We start from the raw sequence: 25,867 nt of genomic DNA on the forward strand, positions 1-25,867 counted from the left end.
TCCTAATAAATTTATTCTATATTTATTCAATAACAGCTAATACATCACTTTGTCTTAGTATTGTATACTCTTGTCCTTCTATTTTAACTTCTGTTCCAGAATATTTTTGGAATATAACCTTGTCTCCAACTGCTAATTCCATTTTTACTTCTTTTCCTTCAACTATCCCACCTGGTCCAACTTCTACAACTTCAGCTATTTGAGGTTGCTCTTTAGCTGCTCCTGGTAAAACTATTCCACTTGCAGTTTTTTCTTCTGCTTCCACTTTTTTAATTACTACTCTGTCAGCTAATGGTCTTATTTTCATTATTCACGCCTCCTAAAATATTAAGTATAGACTAGTTTGCCTATGTTTTTAGTTATTTTTAAATTAATACTACTTTTATATGTAGATTTATATATATACTTTTTATTTATTATCACTCTATCTACTAGAGTGCTAACAATTATTATAATATACCAATCACACATAATTTTCAATACCTTTTTTAATAATTTTTTATAATATTGGTGAAAACAATCTGGCTACAGATTCTTTAATTTTTTGTACAATATTTCTGTTCTTAAATACCTCTAAATTAAGTTCTTCACAATGACTTAAATCTTCATAGAAATCATCTGTCATTACTTTAATAACATCTTCATCATAGATAAAAGCATTTACTTCAAAATTAAGCATGAAACTTCTTAGGTCCATATTTGCTGTACCTGCAGAAGCAATTTTATCATCTATTATTACGACTTTGGAATGTATAAATCCTTTTTTATACAAATAAACTTTACCACCTGCTCTTAATATTTCTTCAAAATATGAATAAGATGCTATATTAACTATTTTGTGGTCTGCAATTTTAGGAAATATTATTCTTACATCTACACCACTAAGCGCAGCACTTTTTATAGCTTTCAGCAGACTCTCATCTGGAATAAAATATGGAGTCTCTATATAAACACTTTGTTTAGCTTGACATATAGCAGAAAAATAAGCATAATGAATGTCTTCCCAATCACTATCTGGTCCACTAGCTACAACTTGTATCATACTCTCACCTATATTTCCGACACTTGGAAAGTAATTTTTAGTAACTAAAACCTCTTTTGTTGTATAGTACCAATCAATCAAAAATGTCATTTGAAGCATATATACAGAAATTCCTTTAATTCTAATATGAGTATCTCTCCAATACCCAAACTTCTCATTTTTTCCTAAATATTCATCTCCTATATTTATTCCACCTGTATATCCAATTATTCCATCAATAACAACAATTTTTCTATGATTCCTATAGTTTAACTTTCCTCCTATTATAGGGAATTTTGTAGGTAAAAAAGCTGCTATTTCTATACCTACTTCTCTCATTTCTCGGAAAAATTTTCTATTAAACCAAAATCTCCAACACCCTACATCATCATATAAAATTCTTATTTTAATACCTTCCTTAGCTTTTTTTATAAGCTCTTCTTTTAACACCCTACCTATTTCACTGTCTTTGATTATAAAGTACTCTAAATGAATATGGTCTTTAGCTTCTCTTATATCTTCTATAAGTCTCTTGAATTTTTCATTTCCATCTACAAAAACATCTACTTTATTGTTCTTAGTAAATGGAAACATCCCAGTCTTTAGTAGCATACTTATGACTCTTTTTCTATAGCTACCATCTTCCTCATCTCTTAAAAGCTTATTTTGCCTTATAGATTCTTTTTCTAGTTCAACAATTTCTGTTATCTTTTCTAATGTATCAAAAAGTTTCTTTTCTTTTATATTATTAGCTAGTTTTTGAGTTTTAAATAATTTTCGTTTTCTAATATTTCTACCCGAAATAGCATATATAATTAACCCTATCCCAGGAAATATGATAAACATCAATAACCAAGACATGGTTTTTGCAGGATCTCTATTTTCAAGTAATATAATTACAGAAATTATGGCTCCAGCTAGATATGATATAATTAAATAGAACAGAAATATTGTGCCTATCACTCCCATAATTCCTTCCCCCTTAAGTCTATTTTCCTATACCCAACTCTCTTGCATAGTAAAATAGATATTGTTGTGCAAACCCAGACATTTCTCCAAATTTATCAATCCCATAAGTTCTCATTTTAGGTAAACTCATATCTTCATTTATGTAGAACTCTTGCATAACTCTCTTAACCCACACATCAACTGGAAAAGAATCATATTTTTGCATACCAAATAACGCAATACAATCACATACCTTTGGACCTACTCCATTAAATTTTAAAAGCTCTTTTCTACAATCATCTGTACTTAAATTTACATATTCAGATACCTTATAATTATTTTCTATAACTGCCTGTGTAGTACTCTTTATGTACTTGTCTCTAAAACCTGTTTGACATGCTCTTATTTCCTCTTGTGAGGCTTTATTTAACTCTTCTGGTGTTGGAAATGCATAGTATTCTTTACCTTCATACTCACCTATGTATTTACCAAAACTTTTTGATAAGTTTTCTATAGCTCTTTGTATCATAGGAATTCTATTATTAGAAGAAATTATGAATGATATAAGCATTTCCCATCCATCTTGTCTCAAAATTCTTATTCCCCATCCAAATTCAGTAGCTTTATTTAAATATTCATCCATACTTTTTAGATTGTTTTTTATTTCTGTATAATCAGTCCCTAAATCAAAGTAATTATACCAAATGCTATTAAACTCCTCTAAATTTGTATTATTTAAATATACTTTATCATCTTCTTTTTTTACATTTAATATTCTACCTTTTGCAACTCCTGTGTATGAGCCATCTTCTTGCTTATGCCATCTAAAACATTGACCACACTCAAATATATGTTTTGGATCAAAATCTGTTACTCCTTCTAGTATAACTACATTATTCTTTTCATAAACATTCATATAAAAAATCTCCTTAATATTTATATTTTTATTTTATTTATCTACTTAAATACTTAACTGTGATATGTGCATTTTTCTTATTTTAACACAAAGATAAGTAATTTCAAAATTTATAATGTTATTATTATGTAAAATAATATTTTACTTTAAATTTTCACTATAAATAAAAAATGAACTCCAATAAGCTTATACCCATCTACACTTATTAGAATTCATTTTTTATTTATATTATCAGTTATTAATAACATATTATTTTGATTAAGTAAATTGATATTATAATCAATACTTCTATTCTATATAAATATTTTTATCAAAACTATCGCTGATATAACTTGTATTGTTCCTACAAATAGACCATATAAAGAAACTGCTTTACCTTGTCTTACTAAGTCTTTTACATTAACTTTTAATCCAATTGCTGCTAGTGCTATTATTTCAAATTTATTACTTATTTCTTTGCACAATACAGATACTTCTTTTGGTATAATATTAATTGAAAAAAGTGCACAAGTTATGAAAAAACCAATTACATACCATGGTATATTTATTTTTTTCTTTTTTATTTCATCTTTTTCTTCTTCAATAATTTCACTGTTAGACTTATTTTTCAAATGTCCAAATACTAAAACAACTACAACTAAGAATATTACTCTAACTATTTTGAAAATAGTTGCTAAATCCTTTACATTTTCCCCAACTATAGCTCCACTTGCCACAACTTGACCAATTGATTGTAATGTTCCACCTATCATTGCTGATGTTTTTACAAGCTCATGACTATATAAGAATTGAGATATTATTGGAAGTAAAAACATAAGAAATATACCAGTAACATTGACAATAGTTATTGCTATTCCTTTTTCTTTGTCTGTAGCATTAACTACTGGAACTGTTGCTGCTATAGCAGAAGAACCACATACTGCATTCCCACTTGCCATAAGAAATCTAAAGTTTTCACCAAAACCTAGCTTTTTACCTATATAAAGTGCTGATACTATTGTTATTGTCATTTGTAATATTATAAACAATATGCCTGAAATTTTTAAATCTATTAGAGTAGATATACTAAGGGTTGCTCCTAATAATACTATTGAATATGATAGCAAATCTGTTTCTGAAAATTTATAGCCCCTTTGAAAGACTTTCTGATTTAAAAATAAATTTCCTACAAACATACCTAAAAATATAGAAATTGATGCTGCTCCTACTTTAGGTATTAATGTTGAAATAAATATACTAATATAACCTACTAATACAGATACAACCAACCCAGGTAATATTTCTTTTATATTCTTTAATGTAAAACTGCTTTTATTCTTTAACATAATATACCTACCTTCTAATTAATATAGTTTTCTTTACAATAATAGTATATAATTGTAATAACCATAAGTAAAATAAATATATAATATCGTAATGATTAATAATTTTAATGATTAATGTATATATTACAATTATCTGTAAGTAACTGATAAAAAATACAAAATTTTTATTATGCAAAGGAGATGTAAAAAATTGTTTGAAGAATTAAAAACATTTGTTGCTGTTGTTGAATATAAAAACTTCACCAAAGCTGGTGAATACCTAAATTTATCACAACCAAGTGTAAGTAAACATATTAAAAACTTAGAAAATTACTTTAAGGTTGTACTTATAAATAGATCTATTAAACAGAAAACTATTTTTATTACAGAAAGTGGACAAATATTATATAAAAGAGCCAAGGAAATACTAAATCTTTTAAGTGTTACATATCACGATGTAAATCAGGTTTCAGATGCTATAACTGGGCGTTTAAAGATTGGCGCAAGTTTAACTATTGGAGAATATATTCTTCCTAATTTTCTTGCACTATTTTCTCAAAAGTATCCTGATATAGATGTAGAAATTTTCATAGAAAATACATCCATTGTATCTTCTCATGTTAAGGATTATATTTTAGATATTGGACTTATTGAAGGGACTTGTTCTTCTCCCTCATTTATGCAAGAATATTTTTTTGAAGATAAGATGGTTTTAGCACTTCCGTATAATAGCCCTTTATTAAAAGATTTTAGTTTTGATAAGCTTCAAAATCAAAAATGGATAGTTAGAGAAGATGGTTCTGGAACTAGAGATTATTTAGATATGTTTTTAAGCATTAAGGAAATTATTCCAAAAAGTATGATGGTCTTTGGAAGTAATTATGCTGTCAAAGAATCAGTTAGAAATAATTTAGGAATTACAATAGTATCTAATCTCGTAACAAGCTTACCTGTTTTAAACAACGAACTGTCTGTCATAGAACTTGGAAGCAACTATAACAGACATTTTTCATATATCTTTCCAAAAGATATAACTTTATCAAAAGCAGCAAGTATTTTCATTGAAGAGTTAAAAGTATTTAGTAATTTAAATAGCATAAAAGATTAATATAATTTAAAGCTAACAATAAATTATAAGTTTTTTGAGAATGTTTATAGATTTGTGTAAATATATTTTTTCTTACTCAATATTACTGGAAATTTCTAATTCCAGTAATATTTTTATTCTCAAAATATTAAGTAAGTAATTATTTATAAATTTTTTGTTTCTTTCCTATTCATATTTAATTATTGTTTAAATAAACTTTTCATAAAGAACTGGATAGTATTTTCAATCATGTAACATTATTCAATAACTATATTTTTTAATGTTTCCATTATGTTTTTTTTATATAATCCACCATGACTAAAAACTATTTCCTCTATATCATAGTTACTTAATTTTTTAATAGCTTTTATCAATTCTTGCTTATCACTATGCATTACATCAACTGGTCTAAGTTTACCATCTCTTATATCTAATAAATCTCCAGCAATAAGTACTTTAGATTTTTTTAAATAAAGACATATATGACCCCTAGTATGACCTCCTGTGTGTATAACCTCTACTTCTTCACTTAAATTTAAAACTTCATGATTGTTTAAAGATACATCTACTGTAGTATATGATGACTTAAATCCAAATTTCATAGCATTTAACATATCAAGCATTTTATCATTAAGACTATCTATTTCTTGTTCTAACATGCAAAGTTTAAATGGGGTTTCTTCCCCTGTTATATAGTTGACTTCACTTTTGTATGCATATACCTTTATATCATTTTTAGATTTTTCTCTTAAATATTTTATATTTCCTATATGGTCTATATCATGGTGAGTTATTACTATATTTTTTAATTTATTAAAACTTGTATTACTATTATTAAGAGCATCAATTATTAAATCTCCTTGACCAGGAAGTCCAGTATCAACAAGAGTTACCTCATCTTCTGTATAGATTACTGGAATATATATAACTTTATCTTTGCCTAATATACTTGATGGAATTTCTAAAATATCTAATCCTTTTTTTAAATTCATAATATTTCTCCTTATAAGTATTGAGCTAGAGGTAAATTTAATCAAAAAAATTAAAAAACATAGATTGTCCTCTAGTTACATTATATTTATAAAAAACTATTAAAACCTAGTATATCACTGAAATAGAGAGATTACTCGACTTGATTTTTTTGTTATTTTATGATATAGTATTTAATATAAAAATAAGTAATCCCAATAGTTGTAGCTATTAAAAATATTTTTTAATTCGCATTTGATATATTATAAGATGGATAGTTCTAAAATTAAATTAACATTGAATTTCAAACCACTCTTAGTCATATTTGGGTGTTTTTTATTTTAGATAAAAGATAATTTTTATTTTAGACATCAAATATGTTGTTGGGAATCCTAACATCTGACAGAACCCTACTCCAAAAGCAAGAGGTTTAGAACCAATGATTTTCCAACCTGGAAGCACCTTCATCATAATGAATATATCAATAATAGAAACTGCAAACATACCTACAATTGGTACAAAAAGACTGATTAAACCTGTCAAAGAAACTTTTGCTAAAGAAGGAATAACAGCTGCGAACACAACCAGGTTGATAAAACCTTTGATTTTTCCTTTTTCTAAGATGTCTTTTGGTACAATACCAATACGAGTTACAAGAACACCAACAACAAGACATACAATAGAATAGTTCACATGGATAACCTCTGAAAACTCATATCCTAAATAAGAGAATATAGCTATAAGAAATATACAAATATTTGTAGAATAATATTTATCATATTTCTCACAGAATACTTGTTTTACTTTTGCTTCATGATACTCTACTAAAAGACAGTTTGCTTCCATTTTTATCAATTATGTCTACTAAAAAAGCTGTAGATAAATTTGTTTTGCACAGATTTACTTACAGCCTCAATTTTTTCTAAAAATTTTCTAAAATCTACTTTCAATTACTTTTATCATATAAAAAAAAGTCTGATTTATAGGAGTTGGTATGTTATACTTTCTTCCAAGCTCACAAATATTCTTAGAGAACATATCTACTTCTGTAAGTCTATGAGCCTCTACATCCTGAAGCATTGATGTTCTACCTTCTCTTGAATGTTCTAGTATTCTATGTAATGAATTTTCTACATCATCTTCCGTAAGGCATATACCTTTTACTTGAGCTATATCAACCACTTCTCTCATTGCAGATTTTGCTAACTCTCTTAGATATTCAGAATCTTGAAATACTCCATAAGAAGCGCCAAGTATAGCTGAAGTTTGATTCACCCCAATATTAACCATGTATTTCCACCACATGTCTCGTTGAATATTTTTTGATAATACATATTCTATATTTACACTATCAAAAACTTCAGTTATTATATCTGTTTTTCTATCTTCACTATTATCTTTATTTCCAAATACAATTATTCCATCTGTAGTATGTATAATATTATTTTCTATTTTTTTTGCATCTATATTTGTTACATATGAATATACCATTTTTTCAATTCCAAATCTTTCTCCTATTATCTCTTCACTATTAACTCCATTTAGTAAAGACATTAGTACTGTATCTTTTCCAACTAATCCATCTAACTCTTCTATATTTTCTTTTAGGTTATTATATTTTAAACCTATAATTATAAAATCAGCTTCTTGTTTATATTCATCTTTAGTTATATAATCGAAGTCATATCTTTTTCCATTTATTATAAAACCCTCTTCTAAATATCTTTTTTTTCTTTTTTGGTCACAAAGAATTTTAAAATCATATTTAGAATTTAAAAATTGTTCTGCAAAGGTAGCTCCAACAGCACCAACACCAAAAAATACAACCTTTTTTTGATTTTTCTTTAATTGATTACTCATACCGAAACCCTCCCCAATATATATAATAATTTTTTATCTTATAATTATATTGTACTGCTACCAGCTACTGTTTTGTAAATATATTTTTAACAAAAAACAGCTAGCTTTTTAAATGAAAGCTAGCTGTTTATTATATCTTATTTATATATTTAAATTGATATTTATTTAGTAAAAAAATTTGTATTTACTAAAATAATGTTAAATTTAATTAATTGGTTATTACATTCCTAATTCTTTAAATTCTCTACTTCCAGGTTTAACAACTGGTAATTTTCCTTCTTTACATAAAGGACATTCATCAGCTTCATAAACTTGAATATCAAGTTTTATTGCACTATATATAGGCATACCTATGTCATGATTAGTTCTATCAGCTATACAAGCGACACCTATAACTTCGCCACCTAACGCTTCTAATACTCTTTTTGTTTCCATAGTTGACTTACCAGTAGTAACAACATCTTCAGCAATTATTATCTTTGCACCTTTTTTAACTTCAAATCCTCTTCTTAACTCCATTGTATTATCTTTTCTCTCAGTGAATATAGCTTCTTTTCCTAATTGTCTTCCTAGCTCATAAGAAACTACTACTCCACCCATAGCTGGACCAACTACTAAGTCTATATCTAAATCTTTTATTTGTTCAACAACTGTATTTAATACCTCAGCTGCATACTCTGGAAATCTTAATAGCTTTGCACATTGCACATATCTGTTACTGTGCTTTCCTGAAGATAATAAAAAATGTCCTTCTAATAATGCATCACTTTTCTTTAATATATCTACTACATCTACTTTACTCATATTATTTTTTCCTCCATGTTAAATATTATAAAATTATATTTATTTTAATTTATATTCTTTGCTTTAATTGTACTTATTTGTCATACCTGTAACCTATATAATTCCTCTTATTTCTTCTAAATTCTTTATTCCTTCTCTATCCATAAATTCATTGATTCCATCTATTATCTCAAGCCCAATTTTAGGATTCATGAAATTTGCAGTTCCAACTTGAATACAAGTAGCTCCTGCCATTATAAATTCTATCGCATCTGTAGCTTTAGTTATTCCACCCATTCCCATTACTGGTATATTTACATTTTTACAAACTTCATGTACCATTCTAAGAGCTATAGGCTTTATAGCTGGTCCAGATAATCCAGCATATACATTTTCAAATACTGGCTTTCTATTTTTTATATCAATTGCCATTGCTTTAAAAGTATTAACTAAAGATACTCCATCAGCACCTTCTTCTTCACAAACTTTTGCCATACCCACAATATCTTCAGCATTAGGTGATAATTTTATTACTAGAGGTAGTTTAGTTGCGTTTCTTACCTCACGAACAACTTCTCTTGCCACTTCATTTTTTATACCAAAAGCCATTCCTCCTGCTTTGACATTTGGACAAGATATGTTCAATTCAATAATATCTATAGGTTTATCATTTAACAGCTTAACCCCAAGTAGATAATCTTCTAATGTTCCACCTCCAACATTAGCAATTCTAACTAAATCTAACTCACTGAAGAAAGGAAGTTCACTGTCTATAAATCCTTGAACTCCAGGATTTTCAAGTCCAACACTGTTCATCATACCTGATGGCGTCTCATGAACTCTCATACCATTGTTACCAGGTTTTTTATTTAAAGTAAGACCTTTACTACTTATACCACCAAGTTTTTGTATATCATAAATTTCATTATATTCTCTTCCAAATCCAAAAGTCCCAGACGCCATTATTACTGGATTTTTAAAATCAATATTTCCAAATTTTACGTTTAAATTAGCCATTAAAAATCACGTCCTCTCCCCAAAATACTGGACCGTCTTTGCAAGTTTTTTTATTTCCTTTAGTAGTCTTACATGTACATACTAAACACGCTCCTACTCCACATGCCATATGATTTTCAAGTGACACCATAATCCTTGTTTTAGTACCTTCTACCATTTTAACCAATTTTTCCATCATTGGAGTTGGCCCACATGTTAATATATAGTCATATTTTTCTACATCAATTATGTCTGTTACAAACTTATTTCCTACTGTTGTATATACCTCATTGCAAACTTCTCTATATTCATTTTCTAATATAACATCTTCTCTAAATCCAAGATAAGCATCGCAGTCTTTTATGTTTTTAGCAACTAAATATAATGGTGCTATACCGATTCCACCACCTACTAGAGCTACTTTTCCATCAACTTTACTATATCCATTTCCATAAGGACCCTCTAGTTTTATAGTATCGTTTACTTTTAAATTACTAATAATTTGAGTTCCTTCTCCTACTACTTTATAAAGAAAAGTTATACCTTCTTCATCTATATCATGTATACTTATAGGTCTTGAAAGGACTGGATAAGTATCCCATGCTCTTAGCATATAAAATTGCCCCATCTTACCTTCAAAAGCGCCTTTTACTTTCATTCTATACATATCTTCACCTATGTATATATTTTCTAGAATTTTATACATCCCAAAATCTCCTTTACTTCACTATTATATAATGTAACTACTAACCTTCATTTACACCTAGAAGCTTTATTATTAATGCCATTCTAACGAACATTCCATATTTAGCTTGCTTAAAATAAACAGCTCTATCATCTGTATCTACATCAACATCTATTTCATTTACTCTTGGTAGTGGATGCATTACTAACATACTTTCAGATGCTTTTTCTAATTTAGCTTTATTTAAAATATAATAGTTTTTTAGTCTTTCGTATTCTGATTTATCTTCAAATCTTTCTTGTTGAATTCTAGTCATATATAAAACATCCAAACTTCCTATAACATCATCTAAATTATTAGTTTCATAGTAAGCATGTCCCTTTATAGCTTCTTTTATATAGTCTGGCATTTTTAGTTCTTCAGGTGCTATAAATACAAACTTAGTATTTTTGTATCTCGCCATAGCCTTAACTAAAGAATGTACAGTTCTTCCATATTTTAAATCACCACATAATCCTATTGTGTGATTTTCTAAAGTTCCTTTTAATGATTTTATAGTAAGTAAATCTGTAAGTGTTTGGGTTGGATGCTGATTTCCGCCATCTCCTGCATTTATAAATGGTACTTCTGTAAATTTTGATGCTTCTGTAGCTGCACCTGATTGAGGGTGTCTCATAGCTATTATATCAACATAACTAGATACTATCCTCATCGTATCACCTAAAGTTTCACCCTTTGATGCAGATGATGAATTTGGCTCTGAAAAACCTACGACACGACCTCCTAGTCTGTTCATAGCAGATTCAAAACTTAATCTTGTTCTTGTTGATGGTTCATAAAATAATGTAGCTAATAGTTTACCTTCACATATATGAGAATATTTTGACAGATTGTCAATTATTTTTTGAGCTAATTCTAATATTTCATCTATTTCTTCTATAGAAAAGTCTTCTGGTTGGATTAAATTTCTTGATTTTAACATCTTTCGTCCTCCTTTTTTAGCCTCTCTGAACTAAAATTAAAAGTATTTTTGTACTGTTAGTAGCTTATCACCTTTACCTTATCCTGTCAAGGTATTGCGCAAATAATCATTATCTGGAAAGAATACTATTTAATAGTAATATTAATATAAGTCCACATCAAAATTTAAGATAATACAAAAACACTCTATATTGCATTTAACATATAATCATTTTATATTTCCTGATTAAATTAAATATAATATAGAGCATTTGTATTTATGTATTTATCAATTTGTTATAGTACAAATCGATTATAAGATTCTTTTTGCTGTAACAAATCTCGCTGTATAGTATGCTGAATTTATACTAGTTACACGGACTGTTTTTCCTGTTGATGGTGAATGTATCATATTACCTCCACCTACATATATACCAACATGACTAACAGAACCAGAACCATTAGTTGTAAAGAATACTAAGTCTCCTGGCTGTAAATTTGCCTTACTTACAGTTTGTCCATAATTAGATTGTGCCTTAGATGTTCTTGGTATCTTCTTTCCTACTGCATTTCTGTATACATATTGTGTGAATCCTGAACAGTCAAAAGTATTTGGCCCTTCTGCTCCCCAAACATATGGGCAACCTTGCTTAGAATAAGCCAAATTAAGTACAGCTTGAACTGCATTAGAGTTAGCTGTTGGCACATTTGAATTATTATTTTGTTGATTATTATTTGTGTTGTTTTGTTGAGTGTTATTTGTGTTTGTAGAATCTCCATTTTGAGTAACATTTTGGTCTACTTGCGGTTCTTCTATTACTGGAGCTTTATCAGTTACATAAGATGATTTTACATATCCTTCTGTTTCTCCATCTTTAACTTTCAACCAATCTCCATTTTCCTCTAAAACCAATAAAGAGCTTCCTTTTTCTAGCTCTCCAATTACTTCTGAATTTTCACTTTTATCTTTTCTTAAGTTTACTTTATCAGCGTTAGTATATCCTACCCCTTCAGATATATCTACATATCTAGTAGCTAACCAACCTTCGCCATCTTCAACTTTAACTTTAACCCATTCTCCTTGAATTCCTAGAACTGTAAATTCGTCTCCAGAATAAGCTATATTTTGAACTTGACCTTCTTCTCTTATCTTTATAGCTACTCCATCTTTTATTCTTGCAACTTTATATTTTACTTCTTTATATTCGCCTAAATTTAATTCAGTATTTGTTTTATCATCTTTATTTTGAGATGAATCATTTATTTCATCTGCATTTACAATTGAACTTACTGATAATGCCATAACTGATGCAAATACTGGTATTAATATCTTTTTCTTCACGATAAACCTCCTAAAATTTTCCCATAATTATCTTATGATTCTATTTTGTAGGTGAAGAGTACCTAAGGATAAAATACTAATACACAATACATTAATAAAAGCTCTATCTGTAACTTTTTTGTAAACCTCTTTATATAACTTTTATAGTATCATTATATTAATAAATAATAATTAATTAGTTTATCCAATATGTCACCTAAATATACATTATTTACTTCATTATATAATATGAGTTTGTAAAAGTAAAGAATTTTGTACCTTTTGAAGCTAAAGTACGCATAAATATTGTTTTATGTGTTTTTTTGTGCGTTTTTATGCATCGTATATTTTTTAATAAAACTTCTATAAAGTTAGAAATATAGTGAATTTTTTAACTTATTCTAAGTAAAAAGTCACCTTTATAAAAGTGACTTTTAGATTATAATTTTTTTAAATTTGATTATGGTTCTACTAGTATATCATAAAATTCTACAACAATCTCCATTCTGTCAGAATCTTTAGGAGTTAATCCTATACTTTCACAGTTTTCTTTATGTTCTCTTCTCATACTTTCAGGAGCATCTGCATATGTAAATGGTATGGTTGAAACTGTCATAGAAAAAATGTTTCCTGTAACTTTTACATCTTTAGGCAATATATTCAAATCAATGATACTAGTTAAGCTAATCTTTAAAAAAGTAATAGAAGATAATAAGCATAAAATTAATGCTATTAAAATACCATTTTTATATTTTTCATTAAACATATTCATTACTCTTTTTCTAATATCAGATTGTTTATGTAATCCAGCCACAAATTTATTTGAAGTATTTGAACCTCTTCTCATTGCATTTATAATTGTTAAAGCATAGTCTTGTTTTTCTTCTTCACTACGGTTCTTTAAAACTCTCTCATCACAATAAAGTTCACAGTCTAAATCTATATGTTTATCCATTATATATACAAATGGATTAAACCAATATACTATTTTCAAAAATATCATTACATACTTTAGACAAAGGTCTTTACTCTTAAAATGCATAAGCTCATGCCTAAAAATCCAGTCGAGTTCTTTTAAATTATAGTCATGTGGTGGTAAAAGTACACATGAATCAAAAAATGCTGGTGTTTCAACTTCATAAGAATATTTTAATTTTATATCTTTTGTTATATCAAATTCTTTTAATATATCTTTATAAAGATTTATTATTTCTTTATCCTCAACATCATAGGATAAATCATTTATTAAATTTTTAAGTTTTATGTATTTAAATATAGTATAAATTAAATATATTACTACAGTTATAAGCCAAGTATATAATAAAATATTATTCTTTAAATTTGAAATATTATTAAAGCCTTCTAAATTTATATTATTAATATTGATATTTTCTTTGTTTCTCAAGATGTTTATTGTAAATGTATAGTATGTAAAAGGTAACAACAACTTAATAACTATTATCATCCATATGTAATAATTAAATTTTTTACTAAATCTTTTGAATACATTTTTCTTAAAAATCAATATCAGAAAAATACTTAAGCTACTTACTATAGTAGTTCTAAAAATCCCATTTAGAATTAAGTTAGTCATTAATTCTCACCCATCTTATTTTTTAATATTTTATATTTAAGTTTAATTATTTGTTAAATTTTTCATAAAATGTTTTTAAATTTTCAATTTAAATGTTTATTTAATAAAATTATTTTAATATTTATATACATTTAATAGCATATTAAATATATATTATTTCTTGTTTTTATTAGATATTCTTTACTCTTTAATATATCTATTTCTTATTGTTTTGAATTATCATAAGTTATAATAATAAATAATCTTTGTTTAATTATAACTTAGCAAGAATTAGCTCACAATTTTCATTAGTTAATTAAAATAATTATCTATAAATTTTATTTTTAATATTTTATCATAATATTATAAATAACAGTTGAAAAATGTCTTAAATAATTTTGATTCATCTAATTTTTAATGCTTGTACACAATACAATTTTTTTATACCTTGGATAATTATATTTTATTATTTGATATGGATAAATTCCTATACCCATATCATAATTGAGTATCTATAAGAAGGTTTAATTGATGACTCTAGACAATTTAACTATTGCATTAATACATCATTATATTGTATGGGAGTATCTATAATATCAGAATCTTTAGGAATCATGCCCAATGCTTCACAATTTTTTTTATATCTTTCTCTAACTTTTTCAGGAGCATCTGCATATGTAAATGGTAAAGTTAAAACTACTGTACTACCAATAATTTGTGTTTCTTCCATATTTTTAGGTAATACATTTAAATTAACAATACTGGTTGAACTAATTTTCAGAAAAGTAATAGAAGATAATAAGCATAAAGTTAATGCCATTAGAATACCATTTTTATATTTTTCATTAAACATATTCATTACTCTTTTTCTAATATCAGATTGTTTATGTAATCCAGCCACAAATTTATTTGAAATGTTTGAACCTCTTCTCATTGCATTTATAATTGTTAGAGCATAATCTTGTTTTTCTTCTTCACTACGATTCTTTAAAACTCTTTCATCACAATAAAGTTCACAATCTAAATCTATATGTTTGTCCATTATATATACAAATGGATTAAACCAATATACTATTTTCAAAAATATCATTACATACTTTAGACAAAGGTCTTTACTCCTGAAATGCATAAGTTCATGCCTAAAAATCCAATCAAGTTCTTTTAGCTTATAGTCATGTGGTGGTAAAAGTACACATGAATCAAAAAATGCTGGTGTTTCAACTTCATAAGAATATTTTAATTTTATATCTTTTGTTATATTAAATTCTTTTAATATATCTTTATAAAGATTTATTACTTCTTCATCCTCAACATCATAGGATAAATCATTTATTAAGTTTTTAAGTTTTATGTATTTAAAGATATTATAAATTAAATATATTACTACAGTTATAAGCCAAGCATACAATAAGATGCTATTCTTTAAAGTTGAAATATTATTGAATCCCTCTAAATTAATATTATTAATATTGATATTTTCTTTGCTTCTCAAGATGTTTATTGTAAAGGTATAGTATGTAAAGGGCAATAACAGCTTAATAACAACTATCATCCATATGTAATAATTAAATTTTTTACTAAATCTTTTAAATACATTTTTCTTGAAAATCAATATCAGAAGAATACTTAAACTACTTACTATAACAGTTCTAAAAATACCATTTAGAATTGAATTAACCATATATTTTCACCTAACTTATTTATTAGTATTTTGTATTTGAATTTAATTAGCTCTCTAAGTTCTTTCTATGACTTTTTATGTAATAATAAATGTCCATCTTACTTCAATGTGTATTGATTCTATATAAACATGGAGATTTAACTAAAGTTAAACTAGTTTTTGATTTCCTTTACAAAACCTCTTTTATTTAAATCATATTTATTTTAGAAATATATTTATTTTTATTTAATATTTTTTCAATTAAGTTTATAAAACTATTTTTATTTAATTATAGCTTATTCATAATTAGCACGTCAATTGACAAGAATTAGTTTAAGTCATAAATATAGACTCTATCTAAAACCCATTAATATTACATTGTAAATGTTTTGAAAGTAAATAATTTTAATTGCATCAACTTTAGTTTTATTGCTTCTAATTGTATTTAATTTTTTTCATAAGTTACACTAATATGTTCTACAAAATAAAAAATGACCCAAATCACTTTGAGTCATATAACTTTTAAGGACTGTACATAGTACAGCCCTTTTTATATATTAAATAATTATATCCTATTATTTATTAAGAGTAAATTCTAGTACCATCCTCTTAATTTCATAGCTTCAGCAACTCTCTTAATTGAATGCATATAAGCAGCTTCTCTCATTGTAACATTGTACTCTTCTTTGATTTTCCAAATAGATTCAAATGCTTTAACCATAGCTACTTCTTCTTTTTGCTCTACTTCTTCTTCTGACCAGTAGTATCCATATAAGTTTTGTACCCACTCGAAGTAAGAAACTGTAACTCCACCAGCATTAGTTAATATGTCTGGAGTAAGAACTATTCCTCTTTCAGCAAATACTTCATCAGCCTCTGGAGTAGTTGGTCCATTAGCAGCTTCACAAACTAATTTAGCTTTTATAGATTCAGCAACTTCTTTAGTTATAGAGTTTTCTAATGCAGCTGGTATTACTATATCAACATCTGAAGCCCAGAACTCTTCTAAAGATATTCTCTTAGCTCCTGGGAAGTTTAATAAGTTACCATGCTCTTTCATATGATCTAACATAGCTTGACCATCTAAACCATTTTCATTGTATATAGCATAAGAACCTTCTGATTTACACCATTCAGCCATAGCTACAACAGTACCACCAAGTTTTTCACAGTTAAGAACTGTGTAAGAACCAACGTTTCCTATACCTTGAACAGCTAATTTAGCTTTTTTCATATCTATTCCTAATTTAGCAGCAGCTTCTCTTGCAGTTACAGCAACACCAAATCCAGTAGCAGCTGTTCTTCCTAAAGAACCACCAAATTCAACTGGTTTACCAGTTAAAACACCTATAGCACTTTGTCCAGTTAATTTATTATATTCATCAACCATCCAAGACATTATTTGTCCATTAGTGTTTACGTCTGGTGCAGGAACGTCAACTTTTTCACCTATTAATTTATATATTCCATCTATGTATCCTCTACTTAATCTTTCTAATTCACCTTGAGATAAAGTTGATGGATCTACTATTATTCCACCTTTACCTCCACCATATGGTATACCTGTTACAGAACATTTGAAAGTCATCCATATAGATAAAGCTTTTACTTCGTCTCTTGAAACATTTGGATGGAATCTTATTCCACCTTTTGTTGGCCCTACTGCATCATTATGTTGTGATCTAAATCCTTTAAAAGTTTTTATAGAACCGTCATCCATTTTTACTGGAATTGAAACCTCAATAACTCTCATAGGTTCTTTTAATAATTCATAAACTGCTGGTTCCATACCTAATTTATCACATGCATTTTTTACTTGAGATTGCGCCATCTCGAAGACATTTACATCTTTTCCTGACATTTGAAAGCCCCCTTATAAATACGTTATAATTATGTATACTCCATTTAGAAAAACCATTTCCTAAATTTACAGTTTAATTATAGCACACTTTATTGCAAATTAGTATATCATTTTTTCAGTTTATTTTTTAACATGGGAGGAAGTTTATTTTTTTAATTTTATGAATGTTAATATCTATTTTTTGTACATTAACTAAAGTCATTCTCTCAATAGACTTTTTTATTATCTGTTGCATACTTTCAATTTTTTTTATAATTTCTAAATCATTGATATTTATACTTACAAAAATATTCATAAAATTATTGCAATTCTCTATATTGATTTTATTTATTCTATCAATGCTTCCAAAGTTGTACACTTCATATTCAATTATTTGTTTAATTACATCTGCATCAATATAAACTTTGCCAATATAACTAAAAGTAGGTCTTATAATTGTCTTTTCTAAAACGACCATATTTATATTATTTCCTTTTCTAAAAAGCCTTTTTAATGGATTTATACTAAGACCACTTGTCATATTTTTTATTTCAACTGCTGGAACAGGAATTACATGATTTCCTTCTTTTCTAGATTGTTTTGCTATTGCTATTTCATATTTAGTACTTATATCTTGAATATTTATAAATTTATAAACTTTTCCGATTGATAATCTATCTACAATCTGATTAATCATTTTTTTTGAAGTTCCTATAACAAGAATCTTATTTATATTTTCCTTCTCTATTACCTCTCTAACCTTCTGCCGATGTTCTAAATTATAAAAAATAGCTCTTTTAACTGCCTCAACAGTAGTCTTTGCTTGTTTTGCTGATATACCTGCTAAAACTTTATTTCTATATATTAAAATACCATCATCAATTATATAATCTATGTCATTTTCATATGCAAACTCTAGTGCCTTATAACTTTTTCCTGTACCACTTGACCCAACTAAAGCATATACTTCCATTTGATATCTCCTTTATTAAATAGTTTCAGACTAATTGCTTCAAAACTTTATTATTAATTAAAGTTATTATATCACTACTAATTGAATATTATATCCAATACTAAAATTTATAAAATAAATAAAATACTAAAAGATAAGATTCCTTTATAAAGTAAAAAGTTGATTCAACGAAAAATCAACAAAAAAAATTTTACTTTTTAAAAAAAAGGAATATAATATACTTTAAAGCAAGGAAAACTTACTGGATTTACATTAAAAGGAGCTGGTAATATGAACATTACAAAAAATTTTTTAAAAGACTATTTAGAAAAATTTAATGAAACACCATTTCTAGTTAGGCTTAAAGATGGGGAAGAATTTCTAGTTGGAGATAGCTCTCCTCAATTTAAAGTTATTGTAAATAATGATATTAGCAAATCTGAATTATTAAAAAGTACATCTTTAGCACTTGGAGAGGCCTATATAAATAGAGACATTGAAATTGAAGGAGATTTATTTTTAACCTTAAACCTACTTCTAAAACAAATAGACAAATTTAGTATTGATAACTCAGCTGTAAAACATTTGCTACATTCATCTAATTCGATGAGACATCAAAAGAAGGAAATACACGCTCATTATGACATTGGAAATGATTTTTATAGTTTATGGCTAGACAAAACACTTAGTTATTCTTGTGCATATTTTAAATATGATAATGATAATCTTTACGAGGCTCAGGTTAATAAAGTTCATCACATATTAACTAAACTAAATTTAGAAGAAGGTATGAGTCTTCTTGATATTGGTTGTGGATGGGGATTTCTATTAATAGAAGCTGCAAAAAAATATAAAATTCATGGTGTGGGAATTACACTTAGCGAAGAACAATTTAAAGAGTTTAATACTAGAATTAAAGAAGAGAATCTTCAAGATTACCTTGAAGTAAAACTTATGGACTATCGAGAACTTAAAGAATCAAACCTTACATTTGATAGAGTTGTTAGCGTTGGTATGCTTGAACATGTTGGCAGAGAAAACTATGAACTTTTTATTAAAAATGTAAATGCTGTCCTAAAAGATAGTGGATTATTTTTGCTTCACTATATAAGTGGCTTAAAAGAATCTTATGGAGACCCTTGGATAAAAAAATATATTTTCCCAGGTGGAGTTATCCCTAGCTTAAGAGAAATGATACATATTTGTAGCGATTATAACTATCATACTATAGATGTTGAAAGTTTAAGATTACATTATGTAAAAACTTTATTATCTTGGCATGAAAATTTCTATGATAATCTTCCTAAGATTAAAGAAATGTTTGATGATAAATTTATAAGAATGTGGGATTTATATCTTTGTTCTTGTGCTGCTGCTTTTAATACTGGCATTATAGATATACATCAAATACTTTTCACTAAAGGCATAAAAAATGATTTACCTCTAACTAGAGATTACATGTATTCTTGTTCAAAATAGATATTTTTATAAATTAATCAAATTTTGAACTTAATTATAAAAATAGAGCTATCTTTAAGTAAAGATTTTTATAAAGTAAAAATTCTCTATATTAAAATAGCTCTATTTATTATATTCTTATAAGCTTCTATTCAGCTATGTATTATACACTATAACAAAACTCTCCATTTTCTTTTATGTTAAAGAAGTCTGCATAACACACATCAAATATCCTATTTTCTAAATCAGATATTTCAACCTTATTTTTTATCAAATAAGTTAATACACCTACATATGAAATATCTCCTTGTATAACTGCTCCATAGATTATATTATCTTTAAAAATAAACTTTTTATAACAATCATTTCCATGTCTAGTTAATACTTTATAACTATCATCTACAGGTGTATTCATGCCTATAGAAATGGTTGGTATATCCATAAAATTCATACTATTTTTAAAAGCAAATTCATCTTCTACCTTTTTATCTTTTCCAACCATATTGTGTGCAGCTATAATTCCTTGTTTTACAGCTATAGGCCAGATAGCATTTTTACCTACAACATCCCCTGCTGCATAGATATCTTTTTGCGTTGTTTGGCATCTATCATCTATTATTATGCCTCTATCATATTCTATTCCTGTTTCATCTAAAAAGTCAGCATTAGGTTTCACTCCTGTAGCTACGATTACCATGTCTGCATCAAGAATTTCTCCATTTGAAAATGCAACGCCTTTAACATCTTTACTATCATCTAAAACAATTTCTTGTATTGATGCACTTGGATAAAATTTTACGCCTTTTTCTTTAAATTTATTTTCGTATACTGATGCTGTATATTCATCTAATTGTCTATCTAGAATATATTTTTCCATAAAGGCCACTGAAATATCCAGCTGTTCATATTTAAATAGACCAATTAAAGCATCTATTCCAACTAATCCTGCCCCTATTATAACAACTTTCTTTGATTTTTCTGCCTTCTCTTTTATTTTATAAATATCATCTATGTTTCTTACAGAGTATACAAAATTTCCTTCTCTTAAATTCTTTATAGGAGGAATAGCAGAAGATGCACCTGTAGCTATTAAAAGCTTATCATAATTTACAGCGATGTCTTCCATTTGAACTAGTTTTTTATCTGTATCTATTCCTTTAACCGTTTTACCTGAAATCCAGTTTATGTTGTTTTTCTCCATAAAGTCTTCATCAACAAAGTTTATTTGCTTTAAAGTTCTGTGTTCAGATATAACATGATGTAGCATACATCTTGAGTATATATTTTCATCTTTAGAAATTACCACTATATTAGAATCTTTATCTAATTCTCTCAATGTTTTTGCTGCATTTATACCAGCAGCACTAGCCCCTAACACTACATAATTCATCATTTTCCTCCTTCTGTAATTCAATTGCACCACTTGGACAATTAGCTACACATCTAGGATATTCTTCATCTTTACATAAATCACATTTAAGTATGTTTTGCTTGCTTCTATCATCTGGTTTTAATAATCCATATGGACAAGACATTACACACATATAACATGAACCACATTTTTCTTCATCATATGAAACGATTCCACTCTGACTATCTTTATGCATTGCACCACTCATACATGCTAAAGCACATTCTGGCTCATCACAGTGTCTGCAAAGAATTGGAACTGGATTATTATGTTTGCTATCTAGTTCTATATGCCCTCTACTATCATTATCTACATTTTCTAAATCAAGAGTATACATGTTATAATCTTTATTATGCTTTAACATACAAGCTAATACACAACTTTTACAGCCTGTACATAAATCTTTATTTATAAAAATTCTATGCATTACATTCCACATCCTTTAACCCTAAATTTTTTCTTCTGTCTATTATTATTTGTTCTAATTGATCAGCTGAAGATTTAGGATCTGGATTCACTATAACATGTCCTCCTGTTAAGTCTTTTAATTTTTCTGTTAATACCTCTGTTACTAACTTTCCTCCTGTTATAAATGGAGGTAATGCTAAATGAAGAGGTAAACCAAGAGCAAGTCCAAAAGCTCCATCAGCTAATGCTTGTTCTTCCAACCATTGTGGAGCTGAAAGCACTAATGGTAATTGTGGTAAATCTATTCCAAGCTCAGCCGCTAACTCTGTTGCTACTATTTCAAGTCTACCTATAGCTAAACATGGCCCGAAATTTAATACTGGTGGTATTCCTAAAGTCTTACATACTTCTTTTAAGTTTTCCCCTGCTAATTCTTCTGCTCCAGGTGACATAAGACCAACATTTTCTAATCCTCCAGTAGAACATCCTGCTGAAAGTACTATAATATCTTTTTTAATTAACTCCTTAGTCAATTCAACAGTATTTATATCATGACCTCCTGCTGTCATATTTGAACATCCTACAACAGCTGCAACCCCTTTAATTTTTCCTTCTGCAATTAAATTAATAAGAGGTTTCCATGAATCTCCTAAAAATGCTTTTAAATTCTTTTCACTTACACCAGTTAAAGACTGCTCAAATCCATGGTCTTTTGGTATATCTATTTCAACACTTCCTCTTCTCTCCTTATAAGATTCTAGTGATTTTTGTATTAATGAATTACTAAGTTCATCTAAATTACTTCTATCTAATTCTATATATTCTGCATTTGCTTTTTTAGCAACATCATCTAAGCAAACCATTTTTACTTTATACTTATCTGCTATTGGCTCAAGTCCAGGTATAGTACAGTTAAATTCAGAAAGAACTATATCTATTGCTCCAGTTGATAAAACAGCTTCACTTGTAAAGTTATTACCCGCATGACCAGCAAATACTTCTTGATAATGTTCTCCTCTTAATTGTAAGTCTTGACCAACACATGTACATCCTACTAACTTAAATCCTTTTGCCCCAACAGATTGAGCTAACTTTATAACATCTTCATCTTTTAATCTATCTTGGAAATTTGCAAATGTTGAATGTTGATGACCTGTTATCATTATATTTATGTAGTCTGGATCTATTACATTAAATCCTACAGGAGCCATTCTTATAACTGGTTCTCCTAACATAACATCATTTAAAAGATTCGTTAGAGTAAGACCATATAACCCTGTTGATATTCCTAAATTTAAACAGTTAACTAACATGTCTACTGGGTCACTGTTTAAGTTTGTTGATGATTTTACTATTGCATCAAATACTTCTGATTTTGCACCACCAGGCATTATGCCTAACTCTTTCCATTTTTTTACTCTAGGTGCATAAGCTATTTTTTCTACTAATTCCATCTTGTCATCTCTTGATTTATATAAATCATTTATAACTTTATCAGCTACTTTTATACATTTATCGTATTTTTCATCACTTTCTATTCCAAACATCTCTGCTAATTGATTTAATGTTTTTTCTCCCTTAATAACACCTTTAGTTATTCCAACATTTTTTAAATTCTTAGCTGTATTTTCTACCACATGTAAATAACAAGCTGCTCCTGATGCTACTGCTCTTAAAAAGTTTCTTGCTACTATAGTATCTGCATCTGCTCCACATACACCTCTTGGTGATTTTGGAGTTACTCTACATGGTCCATTTGAACAGAGTCTACAACAGACTCCTTGAAGTCCAAAACCACATTTAACCTTTTGATCTTCTGTTCTATGAAATGCTGTTTCAACATCCTTTGAAGCTACAAAACTTTCTAATTTCTTGTCCGCACTTTCGCACATTTTACAAGTGTTACAAGCCATTACAAATTCCCCCTTATATTTTTATATTAAAAAAGTAGATTTGATAGTATTATAGCAATTGACTATAATTTAACTATTAAAATCTACTTATTTAATACCACGTTTTCCCAACTTTAAAACAAAATATAAATTATTAAAATAAATATATATATTTATTTTTTTTTACACTTTTAATTATTTAAATCTTTACTTATTTTTTCTAGCTTATTTAAAACTCTACCTTTCTCACTTCCATCTAGTACTTTTGGTTGATAATTATTCCTAGAACTACTAGATGTTATTGCTGTTGGTATTATATTTGGCTCTTTAATTGAAGATAGTTTATTATCTGAGAAGGTAAAAGTTTGTTGATATATATAGCTATCTGTATCAGAAGGATTCTTATTTCCTCCAAAACAAAAATTTCCTAAACTGTAAGCTATATACTTATCTTTATACTTTTCTATACCTTGAACTACATGAGGATGAGAACCTATAACCAGGTCTGCACCCTTATCTATTGCATAATGAGCAAAATCTTTTTGTTTTTTATCTGGATAATATTCCAGTTCTATTCCCCAGTGAAAATAAACCATAACAACATCTGACTTCTCTTTTATGGCTTTAATATCATCTTCCATTTGTTTTAAGTTTTTTTCATTGTATTCAGTTGACAATCCATTATATCCCAATAAACCTACTTTAATTCCATTAACATCTATTACTGCGTCTTTACCTAAACCAAAATAATTTATCTTATTTTCATCCAGTATGAACTTTGTATCTTTCATACCTTCCTCAAAATAATCCTCTGAATGGTTATTTGCAACACTTACTGCTTCTACACTTCCAGACTTCAAAATGTTTATATATTCTGGTTTGCCTTTAAATGCAAACTTCTTCTCTTTCGCCTTTGATGCATTAGTAAGAGGACCTTCTAAATTAACTACTGTTAAATCATCTTTTTCAAATATAGATTTTACATTTTTAAGAAAATAATCATTATCTTTTCCTTGTCTTTCAAATTCATGGTCGAAACTACCATAGTATGATGAACCTTTATAGTTTCCCATAGTTACATCACCAGCAAAACTTATAGTTATATCTTGTTTTACAGGCTCTCTTTTTTGTTCTTCAACCTGACTTTGATTATTATTAGAATCTTTTTTAATGTTATTTTCCTTCTCAGAATTATTAGAACACCCTACTACAAATAACAATAAACTCATAATACATATGTAAACTAACTTATTTTTCATGTTAAATCTCCTTTAAAGCAACAAATTCTTAATAAAATATACTCTTTTAAAAGTATAACATTTTTAAATGTACTCCATACATAACTTTTAAACTTTAATTTTATTTTTAAGGTAAACTTCTCTAAGATAAATAAAAATATAAGCAGATTAAACTTTATTGTAAAACTTTAAAATAAGAATATCATAATAAAGTTTTTGTTGTAGAATTAATTTAATTGTTATATTCAATAATATTTGTTATAATGTTATTGAATTACAATACATATAAAAGGGAGGATTTCAAAATGGCATATAAAATTACTGACGCTTGTATAAGCTGTGGTGCTTGTGAGGCTGAATGCCCTGTTAGCTGTATATCAGCTGGAGACGACGCATATGTTATAGATGCTGGTTCTTGTATAGACTGTGGTTCTTGTGCAGGAGCTTGTCCTGTAGATGCACCTCAACCAGAATAATAATTGGTTATTCATAAAGAGACTGGCTTAATTTGATTTTATCAATATTAATCAGTCTCTTTTATTTATAGCTTAATTGTATTTTATATTTTAGAATGATACTCTGATA

At 27.5% G+C, this 25,867-nt stretch carries 23 protein-coding genes; 3 read left to right on the forward strand and 20 right to left on the reverse strand.

Annotated elements, in window-relative coordinates; genetic code table 11:
• Nucleotides 1-22: 22 nt before the first annotated feature.
• The 4 genes from groES to IC214_RS17815 form a co-directional block, all read right to left on the reverse strand.
• The gene (gene groES / locus IC214_RS17800) at nucleotides 23-307 is read right to left on the reverse strand and encodes a co-chaperone GroES (protein ID WP_227434618.1); all 285 of its coding nucleotides are present in this window, start codon (nucleotides 305-307) and stop codon (nucleotides 23-25) included.
• Nucleotides 308-499: 192 nt separating this feature from the next.
• Nucleotides 500-1,990 (reverse strand): cardiolipin synthase, encoded by a 1,491-nt coding sequence (gene cls / locus IC214_RS17805; RefSeq protein ID WP_227434617.1) that lies wholly within the window; start codon nucleotides 1,988-1,990, stop codon nucleotides 500-502.
• A 19-nt stretch (nucleotides 1,991-2,009) separates the two neighbouring features.
• Nucleotides 2,010-2,885 (reverse strand): DNA-3-methyladenine glycosylase family protein, encoded by an 876-nt coding sequence (locus IC214_RS17810; protein ID WP_227834951.1) that lies wholly within the window; start codon nucleotides 2,883-2,885, stop codon nucleotides 2,010-2,012.
• 293 nt (nucleotides 2,886-3,178) lie between these two features.
• Nucleotides 3,179-4,210 carry a YeiH family protein gene (locus tag IC214_RS17815; RefSeq protein ID WP_227434615.1) on the reverse strand — a complete coding sequence of 344 codons (1,032 nt, stop codon included), beginning with the start codon at nucleotides 4,208-4,210 and terminating at the stop codon, nucleotides 3,179-3,181.
• Nucleotides 4,211-4,400: 190 nt separating this feature from the next.
• Here IC214_RS17815 and IC214_RS17820 point away from each other — a divergent pair, with 190 nt between their 5' ends.
• Nucleotides 4,401-5,297, forward strand: a complete 897-nt coding sequence (locus IC214_RS17820) for a LysR family transcriptional regulator (protein ID WP_227483533.1) — start codon at nucleotides 4,401-4,403, stop codon at nucleotides 5,295-5,297.
• 236 nt (nucleotides 5,298-5,533) lie between these two features.
• Here the strand turns inward: IC214_RS17820 and IC214_RS17825 are convergent, their stop codons facing one another.
• The 12 genes from IC214_RS17825 to IC214_RS17880 form a co-directional block, all read right to left on the reverse strand.
• Nucleotides 5,534-6,268 (reverse strand): MBL fold metallo-hydrolase, encoded by a 735-nt coding sequence (locus tag IC214_RS17825; RefSeq protein ID WP_227831435.1) that lies wholly within the window; start codon nucleotides 6,266-6,268, stop codon nucleotides 5,534-5,536.
• A 313-nt stretch (nucleotides 6,269-6,581) separates the two neighbouring features.
• On the reverse strand, nucleotides 6,582-7,091 hold the full coding sequence (locus IC214_RS17830) for a hypothetical protein (RefSeq protein WP_227863099.1): 510 nt from the start codon (nucleotides 7,089-7,091) through the stop codon (nucleotides 6,582-6,584).
• Between the two features lie 87 nt (nucleotides 7,092-7,178).
• Entirely contained in the window at nucleotides 7,179-8,105 is a 927-nt protein-coding gene (locus IC214_RS17835; RefSeq protein ID WP_227831437.1) for a ketopantoate reductase family protein, read from the reverse strand.
• Nucleotides 8,106-8,324: 219 nt separating this feature from the next.
• Nucleotides 8,325-8,909 (reverse strand): orotate phosphoribosyltransferase, encoded by a 585-nt coding sequence (pyrE, locus tag IC214_RS17840; protein WP_227434610.1) that lies wholly within the window; start codon nucleotides 8,907-8,909, stop codon nucleotides 8,325-8,327.
• Nucleotides 8,910-9,002: 93 nt separating this feature from the next.
• Nucleotides 9,003-9,905: a dihydroorotate dehydrogenase gene (locus IC214_RS17845; protein ID WP_227434609.1), complete on the reverse strand. Its 903-nt coding sequence runs from the start codon at nucleotides 9,903-9,905 to the stop codon at nucleotides 9,003-9,005.
• Entirely contained in the window at nucleotides 9,898-10,590 is a 693-nt protein-coding gene (locus IC214_RS17850; protein ID WP_227434608.1) for a dihydroorotate dehydrogenase electron transfer subunit, read from the reverse strand. The genes IC214_RS17845 and IC214_RS17850 overlap by 8 nt, the downstream gene beginning before the upstream one ends.
• A gap of 40 nt (nucleotides 10,591-10,630) precedes the next feature.
• Complete coding sequence (gene pyrB, locus IC214_RS17855) at nucleotides 10,631-11,551, reverse strand: aspartate carbamoyltransferase (RefSeq protein WP_227824859.1); 921 nt, start codon at nucleotides 11,549-11,551, stop codon at nucleotides 10,631-10,633.
• Nucleotides 11,552-11,842: 291 nt separating this feature from the next.
• Nucleotides 11,843-12,871: an NlpC/P60 family protein gene (locus IC214_RS17860; RefSeq protein ID WP_227483535.1), complete on the reverse strand. Its 1,029-nt coding sequence runs from the start codon at nucleotides 12,869-12,871 to the stop codon at nucleotides 11,843-11,845.
• A gap of 439 nt (nucleotides 12,872-13,310) precedes the next feature.
• Nucleotides 13,311-14,444, reverse strand: coding sequence for a M56 family metallopeptidase (locus IC214_RS17865; RefSeq protein ID WP_227824861.1), 1,134 nt, complete (start codon nucleotides 14,442-14,444; stop codon nucleotides 13,311-13,313).
• A gap of 529 nt (nucleotides 14,445-14,973) precedes the next feature.
• On the reverse strand, nucleotides 14,974-16,104 hold the full coding sequence (locus tag IC214_RS17870; protein WP_227831438.1) for a M56 family metallopeptidase: 1,131 nt from the start codon (nucleotides 16,102-16,104) through the stop codon (nucleotides 14,974-14,976).
• 574 nt (nucleotides 16,105-16,678) lie between these two features.
• Nucleotides 16,679-17,944 carry a Glu/Leu/Phe/Val family dehydrogenase gene (gluD, locus tag IC214_RS17875; RefSeq protein WP_227434603.1) on the reverse strand — a complete coding sequence of 422 codons (1,266 nt, stop codon included), beginning with the start codon at nucleotides 17,942-17,944 and terminating at the stop codon, nucleotides 16,679-16,681.
• Nucleotides 17,945-18,071: 127 nt separating this feature from the next.
• Nucleotides 18,072-18,896 (reverse strand): ATP-binding protein, encoded by an 825-nt coding sequence (locus IC214_RS17880; protein ID WP_227863098.1) that lies wholly within the window; start codon nucleotides 18,894-18,896, stop codon nucleotides 18,072-18,074.
• A 270-nt stretch (nucleotides 18,897-19,166) separates the two neighbouring features.
• Between IC214_RS17880 and IC214_RS17885 the strand changes: the two genes are divergently transcribed.
• A complete protein-coding gene (locus IC214_RS17885; RefSeq protein WP_227824863.1) occupies nucleotides 19,167-20,354 on the forward strand; it encodes an SAM-dependent methyltransferase in 1,188 nt (395 codons plus the stop codon).
• A gap of 142 nt (nucleotides 20,355-20,496) precedes the next feature.
• Here the strand turns inward: IC214_RS17885 and IC214_RS17890 are convergent, their stop codons facing one another.
• The 4 genes from IC214_RS17890 to IC214_RS17905 all read right to left on the reverse strand — a co-directional run bounded on the left by IC214_RS17890 (nucleotide 20,497) and on the right by IC214_RS17905 (nucleotide 25,303).
• A complete protein-coding gene (locus tag IC214_RS17890; protein ID WP_227434600.1) occupies nucleotides 20,497-21,723 on the reverse strand; it encodes an NAD(P)/FAD-dependent oxidoreductase in 1,227 nt (408 codons plus the stop codon).
• On the reverse strand, nucleotides 21,698-22,171 hold the full coding sequence (locus IC214_RS17895) for a 4Fe-4S dicluster domain-containing protein (protein ID WP_227434599.1): 474 nt from the start codon (nucleotides 22,169-22,171) through the stop codon (nucleotides 21,698-21,700). The genes IC214_RS17890 and IC214_RS17895 overlap by 26 nt, the downstream gene beginning before the upstream one ends.
• The gene (gene cooS / locus IC214_RS17900; protein WP_227434598.1) at nucleotides 22,164-24,065 is read right to left on the reverse strand and encodes an anaerobic carbon-monoxide dehydrogenase catalytic subunit; all 1,902 of its coding nucleotides are present in this window, start codon (nucleotides 24,063-24,065) and stop codon (nucleotides 22,164-22,166) included. The genes IC214_RS17895 and cooS overlap by 8 nt, the downstream gene beginning before the upstream one ends.
• Nucleotides 24,066-24,235: 170 nt before the next feature.
• Nucleotides 24,236-25,303, reverse strand: coding sequence for a CapA family protein (locus IC214_RS17905; protein ID WP_227434597.1), 1,068 nt, complete (start codon nucleotides 25,301-25,303; stop codon nucleotides 24,236-24,238).
• A 284-nt stretch (nucleotides 25,304-25,587) separates the two neighbouring features.
• On the opposite strand from IC214_RS17905, the gene IC214_RS17910 reads away from it, so the two are divergent.
• Nucleotides 25,588-25,758: a DUF362 domain-containing protein gene (locus tag IC214_RS17910; protein WP_009888017.1), complete on the forward strand. Its 171-nt coding sequence runs from the start codon at nucleotides 25,588-25,590 to the stop codon at nucleotides 25,756-25,758.
• The last annotated feature ends 109 nt before the right edge of the window (nucleotides 25,759-25,867 follow it).

Origin of the sequence: Clostridioides sp. ES-S-0190-01 (assembly GCF_020658275.1) — a bacterium.
Taxonomy (GTDB): Bacteria; Bacillota; Clostridia; order Peptostreptococcales; family Peptostreptococcaceae; genus Clostridioides.